This is a genomic window from Brevundimonas mediterranea, assembly GCF_014196125.1.
GTDB classification, from domain to species: domain Bacteria; phylum Pseudomonadota; class Alphaproteobacteria; order Caulobacterales; family Caulobacteraceae; genus Brevundimonas; species Brevundimonas mediterranea.
In genome coordinates this window covers 1,309,023-1,333,717 of record NZ_JACIDA010000001.1, presented here as the reverse complement: position 1 = coordinate 1,333,717, position 24,695 = coordinate 1,309,023, and the positions used below count along the sequence as shown (strand labels likewise).

Genomic DNA, 24,695 nt, shown 5'->3' with positions numbered 1-24,695 from the left:
CCGGCTGAAGCCGCGCTATAGTCGCGCCAACGAAAAGACCGAGGGAGTTCTCATGGCCGACGCTCACAATCCCGCCACCGCCGAGGCAGACGCCGACGCGACCGCCTATGTCCGGGGCGGGATGCAGATCAATGAACAGGCGGCGACCTTCAAGCTGTTCATGGATTTGGCCAAATGGGGCTCGTTGGCCGTGGCCTGCCTGTTGCTGTTCCTGACCCTGTGGTTCCATCCGGGCGGCAACCTGATGGCGGCCTTGGTCGGCGCAGTGGTGCTGGGGGGCGTCGGCTTCTTCGCCCTGAAGCCCAAGGCCGACGCCGGCCACTGAGCCTCCGTCCGCAACGATGGAATAACGACGCGCTTTGACGGCGTCTTCGGAACCGGCCTAGTCTCGCGTCCCATACAGGAACAAGGGGATTCGCTTGGCCGTCGCTATCGCCGCCACCCGTGAACGTCGCGAAGGCGAGACGCGCTGCGCCGTCACGCCCGAGACGGTCAAGAAGCTGATCGCCCTGGGCGCGACCGTCACGGTCGAGGCCGGGACCGGCCTGGGCTCCTCCATTCCCGACGCCGACTACGCCGCCGCCGGCGCGGCGGTGAAGCCCGACACCCGCGCGGTGCTGGACGGCGCCGACATCGTGCTGAAGGTGCGCGGCCCCACGGCCCAGGAGACCAGCGCGCTGAAACCCGGCGCGGTGGTCGTCGCCATGCTGGACGCCTGGCGCGACAAGGCCACGGTCGAGGCCCTAACCGGCGCCAACGCCACCGCCTTCGCCATGGAATTCGTGCCCCGCATCACCCGCGCCCAGGTCATGGACGTGCTGTCGTCCCAGGCCAACCTGGCCGGCTATCGCGCGGTGATCGAGGCGGCCTACGCCTATGGCAAGGGGTTCCCGATGATGATGACGGCGGCCGGCACGGTCGCCGCCGCCAAGTGTTTCATCATGGGCGTCGGCGTCGCCGGGCTTCAGGCCATCGCCACAGCGCGGCGTCTGGGCGCCGTCGTCACCGCCACCGACGTCCGCCCCGCCACCAAGGAACAGGTCGAGAGCCTGGGCGCCAAATTCCTGGCCGTCGAGGACGAGGAGTTCAAGAACGCCCAGACCGCCGGCGGCTACGCCAAGCCGATGTCGCCCGAATATCAGGCCAAACAGGCCGAACTGACCGCCAGCCATGTGGTCAAACAGGACATCGTCATCACCACCGCCCTGATCCCCGGCCGCGCCGCCCCGGTGCTGCTGACGGCGGCTCATGTGGCCTCGATGAAGCCGGGCTCGGTCATCGTCGATCTGGCGGTCGAGGCGGGCGGAAATGTCGAAGGGTCGAAGCTGAACGAGGTGACGACCACCGCGAACGGCGTGACCATCGTCGGCTGGTCCAACCTGCCCGGCCGCATCGCCGCCGACGCCAGCGCGCTGTACGCCCGCAACCTGTCGGCCTTCGTGGGACTGATGATCAAGGACGGGGTTCTGGCCGTGGATTTGGAGGACGAGATCCTGAAGGCGGCCGTTGTGACGCACGGCGGGGCCGTGGTGCATGAGGGGGTGCGGGGATGATGTCCCGGCAAGTTCGAAGAGCTCTCACCATCCTTTCTCTTGCTGCCATGGTCGGTAGTTCGCTCCTGATTGTCCTGGGAGTGGCAGTCACGGTCTATGCCGAGATGACAGGACCACGACTTTCGGATGGTCCCTTCACAATGTTCTTGGAGGGGCGGTTGGGCGGCTTGCTCATGGGCCTGATGGCGAGTGGAATTTTGCGGACTTTGCTTAGCATTGACGCACGTCTGGAGCAGAAGGCCTGACCATGGAACACGTCGATCCCACCGTCTTCCGTCTGGCCATCTTCGTCCTGGCCATCTTCGTCGGCTACTACGTCGTCTGGAGCGTGACGCCGGCGCTGCACACGCCGCTGATGGCCGTGACCAATGCGGTGTCCAGCGTCATCATCGTCGGCGGCCTGATCGCGGCGGCGGCCGTGTCGGGCGACGTCACCGGACCCAGCGCCTGGATCGCCAAGGGCGCGGGCGTGCTGGCCGTGACCCTGGCCAGCGTCAACATCTTCGGCGGCTTCATGGTCACCCGACGGATGCTGGCCATGTACAAGAAGAAGGAGCGGCCGGCTCCCAAGAGCGCGGCATGACCGACGCCGCGCAGATCGCCATCGGGGGCTCCTGGGTCGCCACCGGCCTGGGCTTCGGCCTGTGGCTGTACGGCTGGTTCGGGACGAAGGTTCCGATCAAGCGCCAGCGGCTGCACGACTGCGGCATCGCCTTTGTCTTTTCGGCCATTCTGGTCCGGGTCGTGACCCAGGACCGGCCGTTGGGCGTCTTCGAATGGGCCCTGTTCTTCATCGGCCCGTTGTTCATCGCCGCCGCCCTGTGGCGGCTGGCGCGCACGTCTTGAGGGGAGGGGCGTGATGAACGCATCGCTGGCCGCACTGGCCTATCTGGTTTCGGGCGTCCTGTTCATCCTGTCGCTGCGCGGCCTGTCCAGCCCCGAGACCAGCCGCCAGGGCAATACCTACGGCATGATCGGCATGGCCCTGGCCATCGGCGTGACCCTGCTGACCCTGGGGACCACCGGGGCGCTGGACGCCGTCACCCTGGCCCTGATCGCGGGCGGGGTCATCGTCGGCGGCGGGACCGGCGCCCTGATCGCGCGGCGCGTCGCCATGACCGACATGCCCCAGTTGGTCGCCGCCTTCCACAGCCTGGTCGGCATGGCCGCCTGCCTGGTCGCCATCGGCGCCGTCTATGCGCCCGAGGCCTTCGGCATCCTGTCCGAGGACGGGACCGGCATCAAGACCCTGTCGATCATTGAGCTGTCGCTCGGCGTCGCCATCGGGGCCATCACCTTCACGGGCTCGGTCATCGCCTTCGCCAAGCTGAACGGCAACATGAGCGGGTCGCCGATCATCCTGCCGGGGCGGCACCTGATCAATGTCGGCCTGGCCCTGGGCCTGGTCTTCCTGATCGGGATCCTGATCGGCACCGGCGGGTCGGCGACCTGGGCCTTCTGGGGCGTCTTCCTGATCGCCCTGGTGCTGGGCGCGACCCTGATCGTCCCCATCGGCGGCGCCGACATGCCCGTCGTGGTGTCGATGCTGAACTCCTACTCCGGCTGGGCGGCGGCGGCCCTGGGCTTCACGCTCGAGAACATCGCCCTGATCATCACCGGCGCCCTGGTCGGGTCGTCAGGGGCGATCCTCAGCTACATCATGTGCAAGGGCATGAACCGCAGCTTCATCAGCGTCATCCTGGGCGGCTTCGGCGGCGCGGACGCCGCGGCTGGTCCCGCCGGCGCCAAGGAGACCCGGCCGGTCAAACAGGGCTCGGCCGAGGACGCCGCCTTCATCCTGAAGAACGCCTCCAAGGTCATCATCGTGCCCGGCTACGGCATGGCGGTGGCCCAGGCCCAGCATGCGCTGCGTGAAATGGCCGACAAGCTGAAGGAAGAAGGCGTCGAGGTGAAATACGCCATCCACCCCGTCGCCGGCCGCATGCCCGGCCACATGAACGTCCTGCTGGCCGAGGCCAACGTCCCCTATGACGAGGTGTTCGAGCTGGAGGACATCAACGCCGAGTTCGCCACCGCCGACGTCGCCTTCGTCATCGGCGCCAACGACGTCACCAACCCCGCCGCCAAGACCGACCCCCAGTCGCCGATCTACGGCATGCCGATCCTGGACGTGGAAAAGGCCGGGACCGTGCTGTTCATCAAGCGCGGCATGGGCTCGGGCTATGCGGGCGTGGAGAACGAGCTGTTCTTCCGCGACAACACCATGATGCTGTTCGCGGATGCGAAGAAGATGGTCGAGGGGATCGTGAAGGCGCTGTGAGGCTCCACTGTCGTCATCCTGGGTACGAGGCCCAGGATGACGGGTTGAGAGCACAGCTTCATGTCCGCCGTCCGGTGAAGCAGGGCAGATGAAGCAAAGGGCGCGCCGCCCATCCTCTCACCAAACACCGAAACCCCTATCGCCCGAGCTTGACCGGCGCTATCACGCGGTCGTGAACGCCCTGTCCAAACCCGCTCCCGTCGCTCATCGCCGTTTCGAGGCCTTGGATTCCCTGCGCGGGGTGTGCGCCATTTTGGTCGTCATGTTCCACATGCCGGTCGCCAGCCATTGGCGGAGCTGGGACTTCATCCAGCACGCCTATCTGTTCGTCGATTACTTCTTCGTCCTGTCGGGCTTCGTCATCGCCCATGCCTATGCCGAGCGGCTGAAGACCGGGGCGGACGCCGGGCGGTTCATGGTGCGGCGGTTCGGGCGGATCTGGCCGATGCACGTGCTGATGCTGGCCGCCTATGTCGGACTGGAGCTGGCGCGGCTGGCCTTCCATTTCGATAGTGCCGCGCCGTTTACCGGGGACCGGTCGGTGTGGGCGATCTTCACCAATCTGGCCCTGATCCAGGCCTGGCACGTCCATCCGCATCTGACCTGGAACGGGCCGTCGTGGACGCTAAGCGCCGAATGGGCCTGTTATCTGATCTTCGCCGGTCTGGTGCTGGTCGCGCCCAAGCGGTTTCGCTGGATCGGCCTTGTGCTCGCGATCATCGGCGGCGTTCTGGTGGTCAGCTACGCCCGGCGCTGGATGAACACCACCTATGACTTCGCCGTGCCGCGGGCGGTTTACGGCTTCTTCCTGGGCTGTCTGTTGCAGGGCCTATGGATGAATATCCCGCGCCTGAAGGGGCTGGCCGCCACGGGGCTGGAGATCGCCGCCGTCGTCGCCGTCTGCGTCTTCGTCGCCTGGGCCGAGGGGCCGGTGACGGTCGCCGTCACCCTGGTCTTCGTCGTTCTGGTCTGGGTGTTCGCGGGCGAGGAGGGGCGGGTGTCGCGACTGCTGGATCATCCCGCCCTGGTGACCCTGGGGCGCTGGTCCTTCTCCATCTACATGGTCCACATGTTCATCCTGACCGTGATGCTGATCATCGCGCGCAAGCTGGACTGGATGCCGGGCGGACGGCGCGTCGATTTCGGCTCGGTCTGGTTGAACGACCTGTTCGCGCTCGGCCTGTTCGGCTTCATCGTCGTGATCGCGGTCGTGGCGCACAATCGGGTCGAACGCCCGGCCCAGCGCCTGATCGACCGCTGGACCAAGCCCAAGGCCGCCTGAACCCTAGAGGCCGCGTTCAGGCCGCCATCAGCCAGGGCGTTTCCGCCGGGTCCGATCGCGCCTCGTCCCACAGGGCGTCTTCGTCCGAATAGCGGGCGATGGCGGCGGCGGAGATGACGTCCACCACCTGTTCCTCCAGCCGATCCCAGATGACGGCCAGGTCCGACGAGCCGTCGGCCTCGCACGGCACGATCAGATAGCGGTTGGCGTTGACGGCGGTGTTCGGTTGGAAGCGAGCCATTTGATGATCTCCTGAAGCGGTCGGCCTCTTGTCGATGATGGTGTTATGGCGCACTGATGCGTCAGAAACGGACGTATCATTCAGGAGCGACGGTGAGACACGACAAGGCGGCCATGGTGATCGACCTGGCGCGGCGTATGGCCGCCAGCGCCGAAGGTCTGACCATCGACGAGATGGCGCGCGACATGCGCGTCGCCCGCCGCACCGCCGAGCGCATGCGCGACGCCGTCCTCATGCTGTTCCCCCAGGTGGAGGAGGTGTCGGATCCGCCGTCGAAACGCTGGCGTATTCGCGGCGGCCTGTCGGCCTTCGAACAGGCGCCGACGGCGACCGAGATGCTGGAACTGGCCAAGGCGGCCTCGGCCCTGCGCGCGGCGGGCGAGCCGGCCCGTGCGGCGGCGCTGGAGGCGCTGGAGCGCAAGTTGAAGGCGGCCATGCGGTCCACCACACTGAACCGGATGGCGCCGGATCTGGAGGCCTTGGTTCGGGCCGAGACCATCGCCGTCCAGGCCGGCCCTCGCCCCTCGGCGGACGAGGGGTTGTTGACCGCCATTCGCGGAGCGGTGCTGGCGCAGCAGCCGCTGGGCTTCACCTATTCCCGGCCGGGCGCCGAGCCGCGCCGGCGCAGCGTCGCCCCGTGCGGGGTCATGTTCGGCCGCGCCAACTATCTGGTCGCCGCCGACCGCGAGACCGGTCGTATCCAGACCTTCCGCCTGGACCGGATGAGCAGCGTCGCCCCGCAGGACGGGGTGGCGGTTCCGCCCGCCGATTTCGACCTGGGCGTCTTCGCCAGCCAGTCCTTCGGCATCTATCAGGACGAGATCGAGGATGTGGTGGTGCGCATCGCCCCCGAGGGTGCGGCCGAGGCGAAGAGCTGGCGCTGGCACCCGACCCAGTCGTTCGAGGATCAGGCGGACGGCGCCGTCATCGTGCGGTTCCGCGCCTCGGGCATGCGCGAACTGGCCTGGCACCTGTTCACCTGGGGCGAACAGGCCATGATCCTGGCGCCCGAGCGGCTCAAGGCCGTCATGGCCGGGGAACTGGCGGCGGCCGGACGCGCTCTGGACGCGGCCCACGTATGACGAAGGCTTAAGGTGACGCCGTCGCCGGCCCTCGCTATCGCAGGCCTGACCTGTTGGAGAACTTCATGCGTCTGAAGACGGCCCTCATATGCGCCGCCCTTGTCGGCTTTTCGACCGTTGCGGCCTGCGCTTCGCCCGCCGTCGTCGCGTCGCAAGACCCGAGCATGGCCGGCGATGGCCGCGTCGACGTGGCGGTCGAACGCAACGGCGATCGCTGGACGGCGGAGTATGTGCTGGATCGTGACGCCCCGGCCTGGGCCTTCTTCCGCTCGGCCCTGCTGCGCGAGAGCCGCCAGCCGTGGCGGCCGGCCTGGTGGCGGGTGGAGACGCCGGGCGTCGTGCTGGAGCGGATCGGCGATTACGATGTGCTGCGTTCGACCGACGGCGGCCCTGTGCCGCGCAATGTCCGCATCGCCATGACGCCGCGCCCCGGCGATCTGGAGGCTGAATATGATCCGGCCCTGGTGTTCTCGGACGGGACGGTGGCGCTGTTTTCCGGTCAGTTCGACGTCATCCCGCTGGACTCGGCCGCCGCCGCCCGCGCCCTGCCGCGCGACCTGAACGGCGTCGATGTGCCCGGCGGCCCGGCTAGCGTGACCTGGCGTGACCGCGCCGGCCCCGTCCTGTTCAAGGGCGAGCGCGCGCCCAAGGTCACGGCCGTTGACGCCCAGACCTATGTCCTGTTCGGCGACGCCACCACGCGCCAAGGGGACGGCGTGACTACGGTCATCGACCCCGGTTTGCCGCGCTGGCTGGGTGACGAACTCGCCGGTTTTACGCCCCGTGTCATGGCCTATTACACCCAACGTCTGGGTCGGGCTCAGGGCGAGGCGCCGACCCTGATGGTCAGCTGGACCGGCCCGACCAAGGCCTTGTCCAGCATGGGGGGCAGCGTCCTGCCGGGCCTGATCTCGATGAATTTCGAAGGGGAGGGGGTGCTGGACCCCGACGCCCAGGCCCTGGCCCGCGCCCACTGGTTCATCGGCCATGAGGCGGCGCATTTCTGGCTGGGCTCGCAGGGGCTGAGGTACCAGTACGCCCGAGAGGCCTGGATCACCGAGGGCGGGGCCGACCTGATGGCGGTGCGCGCCCTGAAGGCCATGGATCCCGCCTATGACGACCGGGCCGAGCTGCAGCGCGAGGTGGACGACTGCGTCACCCTGGCGGCCGGCAAGCCCGTGGCCTCGGCCGGCGACCGGGGCGACAACCGCGCCTATTACGCCTGCGGCGCCGTCTGGGGCCTGGTCATCGAAGGGGCGGAGCGACGCGCGGGCGGGGGCGACTTCTTCGACGTGGTCGCCGATTTCCAACGCAGCGACAACGACGACGGCGTCCTCAGCCGCGACGAGTGGCTGGGCGCCCTGACGCGTCTGTCGCGCGACCCCACCCTGGCCAACGACATTTCGACCATGTTGGACCAGGGCGTCGCCAATCCTTCCGCCGTCATCGCCCGCCTGTTCCAGCGCACCGGCGTCGCTTTCCGTCTCGAAAACGGCCGTGTGATCCTGACCTGACGGCTTTGATGCGGATCAAGGCGGGCGGGCGCCGAAGGGCGCATCCAGGCTCCGGCAACAAGGAGCATCGCCATGACCTATGCGAGCCTGATGGTCTATGTGGACGACGAGGCCGACAACGTCGCGCGGATCGGTTTCGCGCGCGATCTCGCCGCCATCTATGATGCGACCCTGATCGGCATATCCGTCAGCGAGCCCGAGCCGCCCCTGGTGGACGCCTATGTCGCCGGCGGCATGGCCGGCGAAATCCTGGCCCTGAGGCGGGACCAGGCGGACGGCGAACTGTCCGCCGCCAAGACCCGGTTCCTCGAAGCGATGAAGGACACCGGCATTGCGCACGAGTGGCGGGCCGAGACCGGCTATCCCGCCTCCTGCGTCTCGCACCACGCGCGGGCGGCCGACCTGATCCTGGTGGGGCGTGATGCGGGGCGTCTGCCCTATCGCGCGCCGGACGCGGGCGACCTGATCATGAATATCGGCCGGCCGGTCTTGGTCGCCCCGCCTCACGCCCAGGCCGCGCCGGTCGACGGGGTCGTCCTGGTGGCGTGGAAGGAAGGGCGCGAGGCCCAGCGGGCCGTCCAGGCGGCTCTTCCGCTGTTGAAACAGGCGCGTGAGGTCAAGGTCGTCGAGATCTGCGCCTCGGCAGACGCCGCCGCTGCGGCCGCCCGCGTCGCCGATGTCGCCGCCTGGCTGCGACGCCACGACGTCATCGCCGAAAGCGAAGCCAAGGTGCGCGACGAACGCCCCGCCGGCGATCGCATCCTGGCCCTGGTCGAACAGACCGGCGCCAATCTGATCGTCTCCGGCGCCTGGGGCCATTCGCGGATGCGGGAATGGGTTCTGGGCGGCGTCACCCAGGCCCTGCTGAACCGCAGCCAATCCTGGCTGCTGCTGAGCCACTGAGGCCTCAGCGCTCTTCGCGAGCGTGGAAGATGCGGGCGACCACGACGACGTCCGCATCGACGCGGTACTGGACCACGTAGCCGCTGGCGCCGAAGGGGATGTAGAGATGGCGCAACCCGTCCAAGTCGATCCCGATCATCGGGGTCTCCGCCAGCCGGCCTATGGACCGGGTGATGATATGGCCGGCTCGTCGGGCGGCGTTTGGATTGACGCCCCGCAGAAAGCCGATGACCCGTCGGCGATCCTGAATCGCATCGAGCGACAGCCGTATCTTCAAGCCTTGGCCTTCAACATGGCCTCGATCTCAGCCTCGAAATCCGCCGCCCAGTCCTCGAACTCAATGAACTTGCCGGTGCGGTCGTACTCAGCCAGCCGACGTTTGGCCTCGGTGGTGTCGTAAGGCGTGGTCGGAGGCCAAGGCTCTGGGTTGTCCACGACGAAGGCGGCGTCTTTCTCTCGAACTTCGAAGTCGCCGGCGGCGTCGTCACGCCCGCTCGCGAGCGCCTTGTCGAGAATCGCGACGGCATAAGCCTCCGGTTCCATGCTTGCTGCGCGCGCAGCGGTCTTGAGCCGCTCAAGCGCTTCGTCGGTCAGGGGAAGGGTCAGGACGTAGTCGGCCATCAGCTCATCATGTCACAACTATGAGTAGCTGTGAACTCACATCGCCGCGAACGGATAGGGGCTGACCGACTTGGACCAGTCGTCCACGGCCAATTGCCGGTCCACCGGGGCTGCGGCGCGTTCGGCGCAGGGATGGCGGTGGCACAGGCGGCAGGCCGGGCCGATGGGGGTGACCTCGGGCCGTTCCAGATCCAGGCCGTGGGCATAGGCCAGCCGGGGCGCGTAGCGCAGCTCGCAGCCCAGGCCGACGGCCAGGTCGTGGGCGTCGCCATAGCCGTCCTGGCCCTGGCGTTCGACCGTGCGGGCGAAGGTGAACCAGCGGCCCCCATCTGGTGTTTCGATGATCTGGGTGATGATCCGGCCCGGCGTGCGGAAGGCCGAGTGCAGCCGCCACCGCGGGCAGGCGCCGCCGAAACGCGAGAAGGGAAAGGCGCCGGCCGCATAGCGTTTGGAGATATTGCCCGCCTGGTCTACCCGCATCAGGAAGAAGGGCACGCCCCGCGCCGTCGGTCGTGACAGGGTGGTCAGCCGATGCGCCGCCTGTTCGTAGCTGACCCCGAACCGGGCCTGGATCCGCCCCAAATCATAACCGGTCTCCTCCGCCGTGCGCTGAAAGGCGGCGTAGGGCATCAGGATTGCAGCGGCGAGGGTGTTGGTCAGGGCCACCTTCAGCAGGGACCGCGTTGGGCCGTCCGGGGCGTTCGTGGCCTGAACCATGGCGTTCAGGGTTGGGCCCTGCTCGGCCAGGGCCAGCTGATAGGCGATGGCGAAGGCGCGCGACGACGGCCCCAGGGCCTCGGACAGCAGCAGGCGGCGGCGGTGCAGGTCGTACCGCCTCGTCCATTCCACCATGACCTCGGCCGGCAGGGTGCGGACGCCCAGATCGTGTTTGGCCGCCAGCCGCTGGCGTGCGGCGGGTTCGAACCCGTCGGCGTGCGCCGGCGCCTCGGCCGCCAGGGCTTCGGCCAGGGCCTCGCCCATCTGATCCAGTTCGGGGAAGTGGTTGCCGCGCGACTGGATGTACTCGCGCACCCATTCGGCGGGACTGGTATCGACCAGGCCTTCGCCGTTCTCAGCGGCGGCGCGGGCACGGGCGCGGCCGTCGTCGAATGCCTGATACAGGCGCAGCAGGGCGTCGGCCACGCCCGGCGCCTCTTCCAGCAACTGCACCAGTTCGTGACGGGGCAGGGACAGGCCCGTGAACAGGGGGTCGGCCAGAACCTCGCCCAGCCGCGCCTCGTCCGCCGCGCCGCCCTGGTTCAGGCTGCGCAGATCGACGTCATAGGTCTCTGCCAGCCGCAACAGCAGCTGAGCCGAAACGGGGCGCTGATTGCGTTCTATGTGATTGAGATAGCTGGGGGAAACCCCCAGATCGGCCGCCATGGCCGTCTGAGTCAGAGCCAGGTCGCGCCGCAGCCGCTTCAGCCGGGCGCCGAGAAAAAGCTTGCGATCGGCGGCGATTTCCATGGTCGAAGAATGTCACATTATGACTGACTATGCAAAGTCACGATATGACAAACTGACATCAATGCGGGCTTCGGCGCTGTGTCATTCGTGACTGTCGCGTGTTCTTGTCTCCGAGACGGCGGCTGCGGCCGCGCCCTTCAGAGACCGAGTTCGACCATGACCACCTTCGCCGATCTGGTTCCTTCGCCCGCCGGCCGTTTCGACGGCATTGAGCGCCCCTATACGCCGGAAGACGTCCTGCGCCTGCGCGGCTCGGTGCCGGTCACCCACACCCTGGCTGAGCGGGGCGCCAATCGCCTGTGGCAGCTGCTGCACGACGAGCCCTTCATCAACGCCCTGGGCGCCGTCACCGGCAACCAGGCCATGCAGATGGTCCGCGCGGGCCTGAAGGCCATCTATCTGTCGGGCTGGCAGGTCGCGGCCGACGCCAATACGGCCGGCGCCATGTATCCGGACCAGTCGCTGTATCCGGCCAACGCCGCGCCGGAACTGTGCCGCCGGATCAACCGCACCCTGCAGCGGGCTGACCAGATCGAGCACGCCGAGGGCGGCGCCAAGCGTGACTGGTTCGCGCCCATTGTCGCCGACGCCGAGGCCGGTTTCGGCGGGCCGCTGAACAGCTTCGAGATCATGAAGGCCTTCATCGAGGCGGGCGCCGCCGGCGTTCACTTCGAAGACCAACTGGCGTCCGAGAAGAAGTGCGGCCACCTGGGCGGCAAGGTTCTGATCCCGACCCAGGCGCATGAGCGCAATCTGGTCGCCGCGCGTCTGGCCGCCGACGTCATGGGCACGCCGACCATCACGGTCGCCCGCACCGACGCCGAAAGCGCCCAGCTGATCACCTCGGACATCGACGAGCGCGATCAGCCCTTCATCGACCGCGACAACCGCACGCCCGAGGGCTTCTTCCGCCTGAAGGAAGGCACGGGTCTGGATCATTGCATCGCGCGCGGCCTGTCCTACGCCAATATCGCGGACCTGCTGTGGTGGGAGACCTCGCACCCGGACCTGGACGACGCGAAGAAGTTTGCCGAGGCCGTGCAGAAGAAGCACCCCGGCAAGCTGATGGCCTACAACTGCTCGCCCTCCTTCAACTGGAAGGCCAAGCTGGACGACGCCACCATCGCCAAGTTCCAGCGTGAGCTGGGGGCCATGGGCTACAAGTTCCAGTTCGTGACCCTGGCCGGCTTCCACGCCCTGAACAACTCGATGTTCGAGCTGGCGGACGGCTATCGCGATCGCGGCATGGCGGCCTATTCCGAACTGCAGCAGCGCGAGTTCGCCAACGAGGCTGCCGGCTATACGGCCACCCGCCACCAGCGCGAGGTCGGCACCGGCTACTTCGACCAAGTCGCCACGGTCATTTCCAACGGCACCTCCTCGACGACGGCGCTGAAGGACTCGACCGAAACCGCCCAGTTCACCCACGCGGCTTAATCAGGCTCAAGGCTTAATAAGGAACCTCTATGGAACCGCTGACCCAAACCGAAGCCATTATCGACTTCTGCCTGGCGCCCCTGTCGCTCGACGCCGGGACCGAGGCCGAACGCGAAGTGCGCCGTCGCATGACCCATGTGCTGCGGACCTATCAGGCCAAGACCGCCAAACCCATCGCCGTGGACTTCTCGTCCATGCCGTCCCAGGTGATCAATGAGGCCGCGCACGGTTACGAATAGGCCGTCCCGCGTAAAGAAAAAGGCCCGCCCCGATCACTCGGGGCGGGCCTTCGTCTGTCTGAAAGTCGCTTAGCGCGATGAGGAGGGCGTGGTGTTCAGCGAGGCCGTCGGCGACGGTGCGGGCGTCGGCGTCAGGGTGACCGAAACCGGCGAAACCGCAGCGGCGGGCGTGCTGGTCTCTTCGGGGTCGCCGACCGTGATCGAGGTGGTCAGCACCGCCTGGGTGGTGCAGGTGGCCAGGTCGCGTGCGACGTGGCGGCCCAGGCAGAACATGTCCTCATAGGCGGGGCGCGAGGCGGCCAGGCACTGGAACAGCATCAGTTTGGACATGTTCAGGCAGAATTCGCTGTTCGTCTCGACCACCAGGGCGTCGGTATTGGCCCGGGCTTCGTCACCGGCGGCCCCGAGAGCGGCCAGGGCGGCGATGGCCAGCGATCGCGTCAAGGCCGGCGTATAGGGGGGCGCCTTGCGCGACGCCTCGACCGACAGGCCCTGGCCGGTGTTGGCGGCCGTGAACAGACGGCTGGATTCATCGCCCGACGGCAGCATGGTCGCCGCCGACAGGGTCTTGGCGCCCTCCAGACGAACTTCGCGGTTGGGCACATGGGTGACGGCCCAGCGACGGCGCGGATCGTTGCGTTCCTGAACCGTATAGGCGTCAGCCTCGACGGCCTCGGCGATGGCGCGCATCGCAACGGCGTCCTTGCCGATGGTGGCGGTGATCAGGCCCGCCGCAGCGTCGGCGCCCGGCAGGGTGGCGGCATAGGCGGGATCGGCGACGATCTGGGCGATCACCTGCTGGCGTTGAACCGGATCGACGGCGAACTGGCGCACCCCGGCCACGAACTCAGGCGATTGAAGCGCGATGATCGAGCCATAGGCGATCAGGCCGCGCGACAGCTGGGCCGGTTCATACGAGGCGCCCTTGCGGATGGCGGCCTGGATGGATTCGGCGTCCGGGAAGCCGCCGGGCTGGATGGTCTCGGCTTCCCGCAGGAAGGCGACATAGATCGAGGCCGCCTGGGCCACGCCTTCGTTCAGCGAAACCGGCGGCGGAGGCGGCGGGGGAGGCGGGGGCGCCTCTGGCTCCTTGGTGGTGCAACTCGCCAGGAAAACAACGGCTGCCAGGGCGGCGATCGACAGGCCGCGGGTCATGAAGGCCTTGGGCATAGGGGCGCGTCCACAGAACTATGGCCCCGGACGGGGCGTGTACTTGAAGCCGCTTATAACGTGAGGAAAGTGGTTTGCCGAAGATTAATCGAACAACTTTGACACAGATTCTTCGTTGGCGATCCGACGGATAGCTTCACCGATAAGCGGAGCGACGGAAACCCTGCGGATTTTCGGGCACTTCAGGACTTCATCGGGTTGTTCGATGGAGTCGGTGATCACCAGCTCCTTCAGCGGCCCGTCGGTGATGCGTTGCACGGCGGGGCCGGACAGGACGCCGTGGCTGATATAGGCCGAGACCTCGGTCGCGCCCTGAGCGATCAAAGCCTTGGCCGCATTCACCAGAGTGCCGCCCGAATCGACGATGTCGTCGAACAGGATGCAGCTTCGGCCCTCGACGTCGCCGATGATGTTCATGACTTCGCTCTCGCCTGCCTTGGGGCGACGCTTGTCGACGATGGCGAGGTCGGCGTTCAGGCGGCTGGCCAGCGAGCGGGCGCGCACCACGCCCCCCACGTCGGGCGAGACGATCATCAGGTCGTCGCCGCGCGCATAATTCTCGCGGATGTCCTGGGCCAGGACCGGCGTGGCCACCAGATTGTCGGTCGGAATATCGAAAAAGCCCTGAATCTGGCCGGCGTGCAGATCCATGGTCAGCACCCGGTCGGCGCCGGCGCGGGTGATCAGATTGGCCACCAGCTTGGCCGAGATGGGCGTGCGGCCGCCGGTTTTACGGTCCTGACGGGCGTAGCCGAAATAGGGCATGACGGCCGTAATTCGACGGGCGGAGGCGCGCACCAGCGCGTCCGTGATGATCAGCAGCTCCATCAGATTGTCGTTGGCCGGATAGCTGGTCGACTGAAGGATGAAGACGTCCTCGCCGCGCACGTTTTCTTCGATGACGGCGAAGACCTCGTTGTCGGCGAACCGCTTGACTTGGGCCTTGGTCAAAGGGGCGTCCAGATGGGCGGCGATAGCCTGAGAGAGGCCGCGGTTGGAGTTGCCTGAGAGCAGCTTCATCGGCTGGTCATCCTTTCGCCGTCATCCGACCCCCATGAACGGCGGTCGGTTGGCGCGCTCTTTACCAGCGGTGCCGGGCAGGGCAAGTCGTGTGCGGAGAGTTTTCGTCGGCATGGCGCGGTCCGGTTGCGGGTGCTAGAGAACGCCGCGTTCGTTTCCGGAGCCAGGCCGAGGGCCTGTCTTCGCTCGTCATGGGGTCATCCTTGTCCGTTTCCAAGATCCGTTCCGGCCTGGTGCTGATGGCCGCGGCCGCCGCCGCAATGACAATTGCGGGCTGCGCCGGCAATGCACGCCCCAAGCTGGCTTATGAAGAGCGGCCGGTCGAGGCGCTGTACAACACCGGTTATCAGCGCCTGGAACAGAAGCGTTGGGCCGACGCCGTCGACTATTTTCAGGAGGTGGAACGCCAGCACCCCTATTCGGACTGGGCGCGTCGCTCGATCCTGATGCAGGTCTACGCCTTCTATCAGAACAATAATTACGCGGACGCCATCGCCGCCGCCGACCGGTTCATCGCCCTGTTCCCGGGCAATCCCTCGGCCGTCTACGCCTTCTACATGAAGGCGGTTTGCAACTTCGAACAGATCACCGACGTGGGCCGCGACCAGGGCTACGCCAACGCCGCCCTGGCCGGTCTGAAGGACGTCGCCCGCCGCTATCCGGGCACGCCCTACGCCAGCGACGCCGCCGTCAAGATCGACATGGTCAACGACCAGCTGGCCGGCAAGGAAATGAACATCGGCCGTTATTACCAGCGCGCCAACCAGCCGCTGGCGGCCCTGAACCGCTACAAGGCCGTCATCGCCAACCCCGAGTTCCAGCGCACCTCCCACACGCCCGAGGCCCTGTACCGCCTGGTCGAGGTCAATCTGCAGCTGGGCCTGAAGGAAGAGGCGACCCGCAACGGCGCCGTCCTGGGCTACAACTTCCCCGGCAGCCCCTGGTACGCCGAGGCCTACGCCCTGCTGACCGAAAACGGCCAGACCCCGGACAAGGCCCCCGAGGCCAAGCGCGAATCCTGGCTGCAGCGGATCATCCCCGGCTGACCCGCCAAAGACTGTCGGCGGAAAGCCTTGTGCATTTCAGCACATCTCCCGATTCTGTCGGCGTGATCCTGATTCGTTCCACCGGCGACCACCTGCCATGCTGACCGCCCTTTCCATCCGCGACGTCGTCCTGGTCGACGTGCTGGATCTCGACGTCGAGACCGGCCTGACCGTGCTGACGGGCGAGACGGGGGCGGGCAAGTCGATCATTCTGGACGCCCTCGGTCTTGCCCTGGGCGGTCGCGGCGACGCAGGCCTAGTGCGTCATGGCGCCAAACAAGCCGTGGCCACGGCTATTTTCAGCGCCCCGGACGACCCGGACCTGCTGGCCCTGATCGCCGAAAAGGGATTCGAGGTCCAGCCGGGCGAGGACCTGATCCTGCGCCGTGTGCTGAACGCCGACGGCCGCAGCCGGGCCTATGTCAACGACCAGCCCGCCGGGGTCACGGCCCTGCGCGAGATCGGCGCCGCCCTGGTCGAGGTCCACGGCCAGCATGAGACCGTCGGCCTGCTGGACTGGCGCACCCACCGGGGCCTGCTGGACGCCTATGGCGGCCTCCAGCCCCAGCTCCAGGCCGTCGCCGCCGCCTCGACCAAGCTGAAGGCCGCCGAGGCGAAACTGGCCGAGCTGAAGGCCCAGGCCGCCGACGCCGCCGCGCGTCTGGACGAGATCAGCCTGAACCTGTCCGAACTGGACGCCCTGGATCCCCGCGCCGACGAGGAGACGGAACTGGCCGGCGAACGGGCCCTGCTGGGCGCCGCCGAAAAAGCCATCGCCGACCTGGCCGACGCCCGCACCCAGCTGGGTGGCGACAAGCTGAGCCAGAAACTGGGCGCCGCCCTGCGCGCCGTCGAACACGCCCGCCAGCGCGCCGGCCAGGCGGGGGCCGAGGGCGACCATCCGGTCATCGTCAAACTGTCCGCCGCTGTCGAGGCCATCGACCGCACCATGGTCGAGGCGGCCGAGGCGGTCGCCGCCGTGGACGCCGCCGCCGACGCCTTCGACTATGAGCCGGGCCGCCTGGACAAGGCCGAGGAACGGCTGTTCGCCCTGCGCGCCGCCGCCCGCAAGCTGAACACCACGGTCGACGCCCTGCCGTCGCTGCGCATCCGCCTGCGCGAGCAGTTGCGCCTGATCGAGGACGGCGAGGAGGCCCTGGCCAACGCCGGCCGCGAAGCCGCTGAGGCCGCCGAATCCTACGACCTGGCCGCCACCTTCCTGACCTCGGCGCGCGAGGCGGCGGCCGACCGCCTGACCGCCGCCGTCATGGGCGAACTGGGCCCGCTGAAGCTGGAGCGCGCCCGGTTCCGCGTCGCCCTGGAGCCGATCGAGGGCCGGCGCGGGCCCGATGGGGTCGAGACCGTGCGGTTCCAGATCGCCACCAACGCCGGAACCGATTTCGGCCCGCTGGACGCCATTGCGTCAGGGGGCGAACTGGCTCGGTTCGCCCTGGCCATGAAGGCCGCCCTGGCCAGCCGCGAGGACATGCGCCAGCCGGTCATGATCTTCGACGAGGTGGACCAGGGCGTCGGCGGCGCCGTGGCCGAGGCCGTCGGCTCGCGCCTGAAACGTCTGTCCACCGGCGCCCAGGTCCTGGTCGTCACCCACAGCCCCCAGGTCGCCGCCCGCGGCCACGCCCACTGGAAGGTGATGAAGGCCGACCACGAGGGCACGACCACCACCACCGTCGTCGCCCTGGACGACGCGCGACGTCAGGAAGAGATCGCGCGGATGCTGTCGGGGGCGGAGATTACGGATGAGGCGCGGGCGGCGGCGCGGGCGTTGATCGGGTAGGGGCTTTGGCGCCGGCTCTGGCGGCTTGAATCAAAAGCGAAGTTACGAACGTCTGCTGTCGGCCACCATCGACCCAAGACGGGCACTAGACTACGACTGTTCCTGACATACAGGGTAAGGCAGTGGTGCTGACGAAATTGATCCGCCTTTTCCGCTGCACCGGTCCGCTACGGGTTGAGGCAATGGGTTCTTCTCTTGCTGCGAACGGTGCATTCGCGGACCACCACATCGGCGACCGCCGGGAAACAAACTATTGGGAGCCGATCTACGGACCCGAAGTCACAGTTTCGAGCGAGCCCCATAACTGGGATTTTGATAGTGATCCCAGCCCAACGCGCCAGTTCATGGCCGGCGAAAAACTAGTAAAGAAAATTCAAGCGGGCCAAACGCACAAGATAAAGGACGTCACATTTACAGAATGTGATTTTCAGGGACGATTCCATGTAACCTCCATTGTGATATTCGACAACTGCAAATTTATCGGCTGCGATTTCGCTTACTCATCTTGGAATAGCGCCCACTTCAAAAACTGCTCGTTTATCGCTAGCTCACTAGCGCTGACATCTTTTGAAAAGTGTGAGTTTCGCGGCTGCAAATGGGACCGCGTCGGTGTCTCAGGCAACAAAACAGACCTGACGCGCACCTTCATTGAAAACCCAGGTCAACTAACAGCTGCAATGTTTAGCGGCCTTGATCCGGCGAAGGCTGCTGAAAAGGAGCACGCTTGTCATCAATGGTACCGATTGGCCGGCACACGGGCGCATGTTCTGCGTTCGATCATGCTGAGCCACGCCATGGTCGGCGATGAGCACGTCTATTTCCGCACGGTCGAACTACACGAGCTTCAGCGCAATCGGGCTCGGCTTTACGAGGACTGGTATCACCTCCGCTTTTCTCAGAAGGCTCGCAAATTGAAGGCGATCTCGCAGCTACCCCTCCATGGGCTAAACCTAGCCCTTATATGGTTGCTGGGTTGGACCAATAACTGGGGCGAGTCGGTGAGCCGTCCCAGCCTCCTCTTCGGCGCGATCTTCGCCATTTTCGGCGCAATCTATGCGCTGGTGCCTTTTACGCCGGAAATCGATCATCCATGGCAAAAGAGTTTCGACATCACCCTGCTAATAGGTTTCACAAATCACAATAGCGTTGGTCAGTGGCCTCTCACGTTGCTGCAAGATATCCATGCAATCCTAGCCGTGACGCTCTACACAGTGTTCTTCGCTACACTGATCTCCAAACTTTCTCGAACGCGATGACAGGTCCAGTGCTCCTCCTTTACGGTAGCAGGGCGCGCGGCGAGGCTCGGACGGACTCTGACGTCGACCTTTTGCTGGCGTTGCCCGACAACGAGCTACTCGCACCCACCGCTACACAAGGCGTAAGCCTTCACCGCTACCCGCAGAGCTGGCTTGAGAAGAGCGCTAGGGCTGGGACGCTATTTTCCTACCATGTCGCTTTTGAAGGGTTGGCACTGGAGGACTCCGACGACTTCCTCGGTCGCTTGCGCGGTCTATTCGTTGCTAAGTCGAACTATGAGGACGAGGTAACACTCGGCGCCCTAGTCATGAGGCTTCTGCTTGATAAGGATTGGGGAGCCAACTTTGCCGTTCGCCGTCGGTTCTTCTGGGCATTACGGACCGTATTAATCGCTCACTCCACTCGCGTCGGCGCGCCCCAATTCGACTCCGACATCCTTGAGAAGCAATCTGAGATTGCGGGCGTGGCTGCCCTGATCAATGGTCGTGAGGTAGCCTCGTTCGAAGCGTGCCGACAAATCGGGCTTGAGGTACTTGAAAAATTGAATAAATCAATTCGAGTCCCTTTATCAGGCCAAGCATTGCGTGATCAACTTATGACTCAAGGCGGCATAGGGAGAGATTCGGTGCGCATACTCGAGGAAGGTGAAGCCATATCCGATATGGGTTTGCTAATCTATCTTTGATATCGAGCTGGTTGCCTAACATCCTTTCTTTAGGAATATATTTTTAGCTGATTATATAAATAGCGTTGGCTTATCTGAGCGCATCTAGCTCGCTCCAGATTCACTTTCTGTATGCCAAACTGCTTGCCCGGTGACTGCAATGGAGAACTCCAGGCAGACGATGCGGGCGCGGCGGCGGCTTCGTCCGGGGGAGACGGCCTCGACATCAATTTCCCCACATTAGCGGTCCTGTCATCATCGTGCTAAGAGCCCCGCCCTTTATAAGGGCGGCGATGTCGCCAGAGCATTTCAGTCTTCAGGAGAAGCACACATGAGCAGGGTGCTGGTCATTGGCGCCGGCGGCGTCAGTTCGGTCGCCGTCCACAAGATGGCGATGAATGCGGACATCTTCTCGCACATCACTCTGGCGAGCCGCACCAAGTCCAAGTGCGACGCCATTGCCGAATCCGTCAAGTCGCGCTTTGGCGTGACCATCGACACGGCGGCGATCGACGCCGACGACGTAGCGGCGACCACGGCCCTGATCCAGGCGGTCAAACCGGCCTTGGTCGTCAACCTGGCCCTGCCGTACCAGGACCTGGCCATCATGGACGCCTGCCTGGCCGCGGGCGTGAACTACCTCGACACCGCCAACTACGAGCCGCGCGACGAGGCCAAGTTCGAATACAAGTGGCAGTGGGCCTATCAGGACCGCTTCAAGGCCGCCGGTCTGATGGCCCTGCTGGGCTCGGGCTTCGACCCCGGCGTGACCTCGGTCTTCACCACCTATACGAAGAAGCACCTGCTGGATTCGATCGAGACGCTCGACATCCTGGACTGCAACGGCGGCGACACCGGCCTGCCGTTCGCGACCAATTTCAACCCCGAGATCAATCTGCGCGAAGTCACCGCCCCGTCGCGTCACTGGGCCGACGGCCAGTGGGTCGAGGGTCCGGCCCTGAGCCGCAAACAGACCTTCGACTTCGAGGGCGTGGGGCCCAAGAACATGTACCTCATGTATCATGAGGAACTGGAATCGCTGGCCAAATTCTATCCGGAAATCAAGCGCATCCGCTTCTGGATGACCTTCGGCGACTCCTATCTCAAGCATCTGGAAGTGCTCGAGAACATCGGCATGACCTCGATCGAGCCGATGATGTTCCAGGGCCGCGAGATCATCCCGATCGAGTTCCTGAAGGCCCTGCTGCCGGAACCCTCGTCTCTGGGACCGATCACCAAGGGCAAGACCAATATCGGCACCATCGCCACCGGTCAGAAGGACGGCGCGGCCAAGACGGTCTACGTCAAGAACATCTGCGACCACCAGGAAGCCTATGCCGAGACCGGCAACCAGGCCGTCAGCTACACCACGGGCGTCCCCGCGATGATCGGCGCGGCCCTGATGCTGACCGGCCAGTGGAAGGGCGAGGGGGTGTTCAACATTGAACAACTGAATCCCGATCCCTTTATGGACATGCTGAACAAGCACGGCCTGCCGTGGACGGTCGAGGAACTGTCCGCTCCGCTGGACTTCTGAGGATACGCCCATGGTCATGCAGACCCAGGCCGGCGGACCGGGCGCCTTCGCCCGGTTCGATCTGAACCGCGTCCCGTCGCCCGCCTTCGTGGTGGACGAGGTCGCGGTGCGTCGCAACCTGTCGGTCCTTCAGGACGTCGGGACGCGCGGCAACGCTCGGGTCCTGCTGGCCCTGAAGGCCTTCTCCATGTGGTCGCTGGCCCATGTCGTCGGGGAATACCTCGACGGCGTCTGCGCCTCGGGCCTGTGGGAGGCGCGGCTGGCGCGGGAGTTCTATGACGGCCACCTGACCACCTATTCCCCGGCCTACAAGCCCGCCGATCTGCCCGAGATCCTGCGTCTGTCGGATACGGTCATCTTCAACGCCCCGGACCAGATCGCCCGCTTCGCCGACCTGATCGCCGCCGCGCGCGCCGAGGGCCAGGTGTTCGACATCGGCCTGCGGCTGAACCCGGAGCATTCCGAGGCCGAGGTCGCCAAATACGACCCCTGCCAGCTGGGCTCGCGCCTGGGCTTCCCGGTGTCGCAGCTGAAGCCGGAGCACCTGAACGGCGTCGACGGCCTGCACATCCACGCCCTGTGCGAACAGGGGTTCGAGCCGCTGGAGCGGATCTGGGCGGCGGTGGAGCCCAAGCTGGCGCCCCTGCTGCCGGATCTGAAGTGGATCAACCTCGGCGGCGGCCACCATGTCACCCGCGCCGACTACCGGATCGACGACCTGGCCGCCTTCCTGCGCCGCCTGGGCGAGACCCACGGGCTGCAGGTCTATATCGAGCCGGGTGAGGCCGTGGCCCTGGACGCCGGCATCCTGGTGGGCGAGGTGCTGGACACCTTCCACAACGGCATGGACGTCGCCATCACCGACATATCGGCGACCTGCCACATGCCGGATGTGATCGAGGCGCCCTATCGCCCGGCCATGCTGAACGAGGCCGAAGCGGGCGTGACCTATCGCCTGGGCGGTCCTTCGTGCCTGGCCGGCGACATCATCGGGGACTATGGCTTCGCCACTGCGCCGACCGCCGGAACCCGCATCGCCTTCCTGGATCAGGCCCACTATTCGATGGTGAAGACCAACACCTTCAACGGGGTGCCGCTGCCGGCGATCGCCCTGTGGAACAGCGACACCGACGCGCTGAAACTGGTCCGCGAATTCGACTATTCCGAGTTCCGCGACCGCCTGTCCTGACCGATAGAACCTCGACAAATTCTCCAGAATTTGTCGAGGTTTTCTCCAGGTTCAGACCCCCAGAATCCAGCCTTCCTCCTGCTCGACCTGGGCGATCAGCTCGGGCGTTGCGTCCTTGGGCGGGCCGAAGGCCTTGGCCAGGTCGCCGGCCTCGTCCATCCGCGCCAGGGCCTCGGCGGTGGAACGGACCTGGGCCTGATCCTTGAACTCGCCCTCATTGGGTTTGCCGTCGAACATCGAGGGCCAGACCTCGACCACCAGGGCCGACAGGGGCTCGACATCCTCGGGCGCCAGTTCGCGCCAGCCGGTGCCGAACGGCCAGACGGCGCCGGAAGATCCCAGACTTTCCAACAACCTGCGCACGGCCGGGATGCCCACCAGGGTCTGGCCGCCCACGGCGCCCGCCCCGTGCATCTGCCACACGCTCTTGGGCTGCAGCTTGCCATTGCGCGCCGCGTTCTCGGTCGCCCGGAACTCGGGGATGTCGGCGCCTGCGCCGACCGGCGGCTTGGTCGTGGTCAGCCAGCGCTGCGCCTGTTTCGCCGGCGCGCCCCACAGCGGCCAGGCCTCGTCCGTCATCAGCCGGTTCATCTTGGCCGCCACCTGGTAGCGGTTGTTCGTATTATCGGCCTTGTCCACGACATTGGACGCGATGAACTTCCACATGGAATTCCAAGGGGTTCCGTCCAGCTTAAGCCGCGCAGCCGTGCCGACCGGATAGCCGAAATTGAAGTCCAGACCGACCAGAACCCGGTCGCCGCGCTTTCTGTGATCCGCCAGGATCGAGGCCAGCAGGGCCTCGCCCTCTGCCCGGGTCGCGACATTGTGCGTCTCGGTATAGAGGCGGAACCGCACGTCGCGCTTCGCCACCCCGATCCACAGCGAGGTGTCGCCGAGTTTCTTGGTTTCGGCGGCGGTCCAGTCGGCGACGACATAGGCGTCGAATAGGCGGGCCAAGGCGGCCTCCCGTAAAAAGGCGTGTCGATAGGAATGAGCGGGGGTTCTAGACCTCTCGCCGCCCAATCGGAAGGGGGGCGGTCAGCTCTTCAACAGGGCTTCCAGGTGCGACAGCCACCGCCGGCCCAGCCGCAGGGCCTCGCCCGGCGAGCCGGTTTCGCCCGCGAGCGCGGCGTCCCACAGGGCCAGTTCGAACTCGGGATGGCGGGCGTCTGCGAACATCAGCCGCAGCACCACCTGTTCGGCGTCGGGCGCCAGCACGTCCAGCGCCTTGCGCGCCTCGCTGCGGCGGATGCGGGCGACCACATGGCCGTCGACGATGATCTCGCCGCCCTCGACCTCCTCGAAGGCGTAGGCCAGGCCGTGGGCGCCGTTGGCCCACAGAACTACCACCTGTTCGATGTCGAAATTCAGCGCGCAGGCCCGGCCTTCGCGGGGCGAAACGGCCTCGACCTCAGGCGGGACGCCCAGGGCCTTCAGAAGGGCGCGGCGGATGCGGCGGGGCGGCTCCATCCACCAGGACAGGGCTAGAGCCAGGGTCGTCAGCAGGGCCGCCGCCAAGGCGATCAGCAGGATCACCCGCACGACCTCCGCCATGGCTCAGGCCTCCGTCCCGGCCGACAGGTCGATATCGACCACCACCGGCACATGGTCGCTGGGCTTGTCCATGTCGCGCGCGTCGCGATGGGTCTCGATCCCGCGCAGACGGTCCGCCGCCTGGGGCGACAGCAGGGCGAAGTCGATGCGGATGCCGTGGTTCCTCTGCCAGGCGCCGGCCTGATAGTCCCAGAAGCTGTAGGTCCCGGCGGGTTCGCCGCCGACCTCGTGCGCGTCGGCCAGGCCCAGGTTCTTAAGCGCGCGAAACGCCTGACGGCTCTGCGGCTGGAACAGGGCGTCCTCGGTCCAGGCGGCCGGGTTCTTGGCGTCTTCAGCCTCAGGGATCACGTTATAGTCGCCGCACAGGGCCAGCGGCTCCTCGAAGGCCAGCAGGTCGCGGGCGTGGCGGTTCAGCCGCTCGAACCAGGCCAGCTTGTAGTCGAACTTCTCGGTCCCGATCGGATTGCCGTTGGGCAGATAGATGGACGCCACCCGGAGCGGCCGGGGCGCCTCGATCATGGCTTCCAGATAGCGGGCCTGTTCGTCGGTCTCGTCGCCAGGCAGGCCGCGCCGAATGTCCGACAGCGGGTATTTCGACAGCATGGCTACGCCGTTGTAGCTCTTCTGGCCGTGGGTCTCGACGTTGTAGCCCAGGCTCTCGAAGGCCTCGCGGGGGAATTTCTCGTCCACGCATTTGATCTCCTGGAAACAGGCGACGTCGGGGGCGGCCTGCTCCAGCCAGGCCAGCACGGTGGGCAGGCGGGCGTTGACCGAGTTCACGTTCCAGGTGGCGATGCGCATGACGGCGACGGTAGGGCGCGTCACGGTTTCGGAAAAGAGGCC

At 66.2% G+C, this 24,695-nt stretch carries 26 protein-coding genes; 17 read left to right on the top strand and 9 right to left on the bottom strand.

Annotated elements, in window-relative coordinates:
* Positions 1-52: 52 nt before the first annotated feature.
* The 6 genes from GGR11_RS06695 (at position 53) to GGR11_RS06670 (ending at position 5,116) form a co-directional block, all read left to right on the top strand.
* On the top strand, positions 53-325 hold the full coding sequence (locus GGR11_RS06695; RefSeq protein ID WP_008264067.1) for an aa3-type cytochrome c oxidase subunit IV: 273 nt from the start codon (positions 53-55) through the stop codon (positions 323-325).
* 94 nt (positions 326-419) lie between these two features.
* Positions 420-1,553, top strand: a complete 1,134-nt coding sequence (locus GGR11_RS06690) for a Re/Si-specific NAD(P)(+) transhydrogenase subunit alpha (RefSeq protein WP_183195949.1) — start codon at positions 420-422, stop codon at positions 1,551-1,553.
* Between the two features lie 247 nt (positions 1,554-1,800).
* Positions 1,801-2,136, top strand: coding sequence for an NAD(P) transhydrogenase subunit alpha part 2 (locus GGR11_RS06685; protein WP_183195948.1), 336 nt, complete (start codon positions 1,801-1,803; stop codon positions 2,134-2,136).
* Entirely contained in the window at positions 2,133-2,399 is a 267-nt protein-coding gene (locus GGR11_RS06680) for a hypothetical protein (RefSeq protein ID WP_183195947.1), read from the top strand. The genes GGR11_RS06685 and GGR11_RS06680 overlap by 4 nt, the downstream gene beginning before the upstream one ends.
* Before the next feature lie 13 nt (positions 2,400-2,412).
* Positions 2,413-3,834, top strand: a complete 1,422-nt coding sequence (locus tag GGR11_RS06675) for an NAD(P)(+) transhydrogenase (Re/Si-specific) subunit beta (RefSeq protein WP_183195946.1) — start codon at positions 2,413-2,415, stop codon at positions 3,832-3,834.
* Positions 3,835-4,006: 172 nt separating this feature from the next.
* On the top strand, positions 4,007-5,116 hold the full coding sequence (locus tag GGR11_RS06670; protein WP_183195945.1) for an acyltransferase family protein: 1,110 nt from the start codon (positions 4,007-4,009) through the stop codon (positions 5,114-5,116).
* 16 nt (positions 5,117-5,132) lie between these two features.
* On the opposite strand, the gene GGR11_RS06665 is transcribed toward GGR11_RS06670, so the two are convergent.
* Positions 5,133-5,357 (bottom strand): hypothetical protein, encoded by a 225-nt coding sequence (locus GGR11_RS06665; protein ID WP_035307121.1) that lies wholly within the window; start codon positions 5,355-5,357, stop codon positions 5,133-5,135.
* Positions 5,358-5,449: 92 nt separating this feature from the next.
* On the opposite strand from GGR11_RS06665, the gene GGR11_RS06660 reads away from it, so the two are divergent.
* From GGR11_RS06660 to GGR11_RS06650, 3 genes are all read left to right on the top strand, one after another.
* A complete protein-coding gene (locus GGR11_RS06660) occupies positions 5,450-6,439 on the top strand; it encodes a helix-turn-helix transcriptional regulator (RefSeq protein WP_343051097.1) in 990 nt (329 codons plus the stop codon).
* A gap of 65 nt (positions 6,440-6,504) precedes the next feature.
* Entirely contained in the window at positions 6,505-7,953 is a 1,449-nt protein-coding gene (locus GGR11_RS06655) for a YgdI/YgdR family lipoprotein (protein WP_246331582.1), read from the top strand.
* A 72-nt stretch (positions 7,954-8,025) separates the two neighbouring features.
* A complete protein-coding gene (locus GGR11_RS06650; protein ID WP_183195943.1) occupies positions 8,026-8,856 on the top strand; it encodes a universal stress protein in 831 nt (276 codons plus the stop codon).
* A 4-nt stretch (positions 8,857-8,860) separates the two neighbouring features.
* Here GGR11_RS06650 and GGR11_RS06645 read toward each other — a convergent pair whose 3' ends face one another.
* The 3 genes from GGR11_RS06645 to GGR11_RS06635 are packed head-to-tail and all read right to left on the bottom strand — an operon-like array spanning position 8,861 to position 10,944.
* Positions 8,861-9,133, bottom strand: coding sequence for a type II toxin-antitoxin system RelE/ParE family toxin (locus tag GGR11_RS06645; protein ID WP_183195942.1), 273 nt, complete (start codon positions 9,131-9,133; stop codon positions 8,861-8,863).
* On the bottom strand, positions 9,130-9,477 hold the full coding sequence (locus GGR11_RS06640; RefSeq protein WP_183195941.1) for a hypothetical protein: 348 nt from the start codon (positions 9,475-9,477) through the stop codon (positions 9,130-9,132). The genes GGR11_RS06645 and GGR11_RS06640 overlap by 4 nt, the downstream gene beginning before the upstream one ends.
* Positions 9,478-9,513: 36 nt before the next feature.
* Positions 9,514-10,944, bottom strand: coding sequence for a helix-turn-helix domain-containing protein (locus GGR11_RS06635; protein WP_183195940.1), 1,431 nt, complete (start codon positions 10,942-10,944; stop codon positions 9,514-9,516).
* Positions 10,945-11,100: 156 nt separating this feature from the next.
* Between GGR11_RS06635 and aceA the strand changes: the two genes are divergently transcribed.
* Positions 11,101-12,381, top strand: coding sequence for an isocitrate lyase (gene aceA / locus GGR11_RS06630; protein WP_183195939.1), 1,281 nt, complete (start codon positions 11,101-11,103; stop codon positions 12,379-12,381).
* A gap of 29 nt (positions 12,382-12,410) precedes the next feature.
* Positions 12,411-12,620, top strand: a complete 210-nt coding sequence (locus tag GGR11_RS06625; protein ID WP_183195938.1) for a hypothetical protein — start codon at positions 12,411-12,413, stop codon at positions 12,618-12,620.
* Positions 12,621-12,689: 69 nt separating this feature from the next.
* On the opposite strand, the gene GGR11_RS06620 is transcribed toward GGR11_RS06625, so the two are convergent.
* A complete protein-coding gene (locus GGR11_RS06620) occupies positions 12,690-13,790 on the bottom strand; it encodes a hypothetical protein (RefSeq protein ID WP_183195937.1) in 1,101 nt (366 codons plus the stop codon).
* A gap of 84 nt (positions 13,791-13,874) precedes the next feature.
* The gene (locus GGR11_RS06615) at positions 13,875-14,810 is read right to left on the bottom strand and encodes a ribose-phosphate pyrophosphokinase (RefSeq protein WP_183195936.1); all 936 of its coding nucleotides are present in this window, start codon (positions 14,808-14,810) and stop codon (positions 13,875-13,877) included.
* Between the two features lie 191 nt (positions 14,811-15,001).
* Between GGR11_RS06615 and GGR11_RS06610 the strand changes: the two genes are divergently transcribed.
* The 6 genes from GGR11_RS06610 (at position 15,002) to GGR11_RS06585 (ending at position 22,298) form a co-directional block, all read left to right on the top strand.
* On the top strand, positions 15,002-15,856 hold the full coding sequence (locus GGR11_RS06610) for an outer membrane protein assembly factor BamD (RefSeq protein WP_183195935.1): 855 nt from the start codon (positions 15,002-15,004) through the stop codon (positions 15,854-15,856).
* A gap of 97 nt (positions 15,857-15,953) precedes the next feature.
* Positions 15,954-17,651, top strand: a complete 1,698-nt coding sequence (gene recN, locus GGR11_RS06605; protein WP_183195934.1) for a DNA repair protein RecN — start codon at positions 15,954-15,956, stop codon at positions 17,649-17,651.
* 122 nt (positions 17,652-17,773) lie between these two features.
* Positions 17,774-18,907 carry an anti-phage Hailong system effector protein HalA gene (gene halA, locus GGR11_RS06600; RefSeq protein ID WP_183195933.1) on the top strand — a complete coding sequence of 378 codons (1,134 nt, stop codon included), beginning with the start codon at positions 17,774-17,776 and terminating at the stop codon, positions 18,905-18,907.
* Positions 18,908-18,915: 8 nt separating this feature from the next.
* A complete protein-coding gene (halB, locus tag GGR11_RS06595; RefSeq protein ID WP_221205097.1) occupies positions 18,916-19,593 on the top strand; it encodes an anti-phage Hailong system nucleotidyltransferase HalB in 678 nt (225 codons plus the stop codon).
* Positions 19,594-19,903: 310 nt separating this feature from the next.
* A complete protein-coding gene (locus GGR11_RS06590; protein WP_183195931.1) occupies positions 19,904-21,109 on the top strand; it encodes a saccharopine dehydrogenase family protein in 1,206 nt (401 codons plus the stop codon).
* Positions 21,110-21,119: 10 nt separating this feature from the next.
* Positions 21,120-22,298: a carboxynorspermidine decarboxylase gene (locus tag GGR11_RS06585; RefSeq protein ID WP_246331581.1), complete on the top strand. Its 1,179-nt coding sequence runs from the start codon at positions 21,120-21,122 to the stop codon at positions 22,296-22,298.
* A gap of 51 nt (positions 22,299-22,349) precedes the next feature.
* On the opposite strand, the gene GGR11_RS06580 is transcribed toward GGR11_RS06585, so the two are convergent.
* The 3 genes from GGR11_RS06580 to xth all read right to left on the bottom strand — a co-directional run bounded on the left by GGR11_RS06580 (position 22,350) and on the right by xth (position 24,653).
* Positions 22,350-23,255 (bottom strand): cobalamin biosynthesis protein CbiG, encoded by a 906-nt coding sequence (locus GGR11_RS06580; RefSeq protein ID WP_183195930.1) that lies wholly within the window; start codon positions 23,253-23,255, stop codon positions 22,350-22,352.
* Positions 23,256-23,336: 81 nt separating this feature from the next.
* Positions 23,337-23,852, bottom strand: a complete 516-nt coding sequence (locus tag GGR11_RS06575) for a hypothetical protein (protein ID WP_183195929.1) — start codon at positions 23,850-23,852, stop codon at positions 23,337-23,339.
* A 3-nt stretch (positions 23,853-23,855) separates the two neighbouring features.
* On the bottom strand, positions 23,856-24,653 hold the full coding sequence (xth, locus tag GGR11_RS06570) for an exodeoxyribonuclease III (protein ID WP_183196400.1): 798 nt from the start codon (positions 24,651-24,653) through the stop codon (positions 23,856-23,858).
* Between the last annotated feature and the right edge of the window lie 42 nt (positions 24,654-24,695).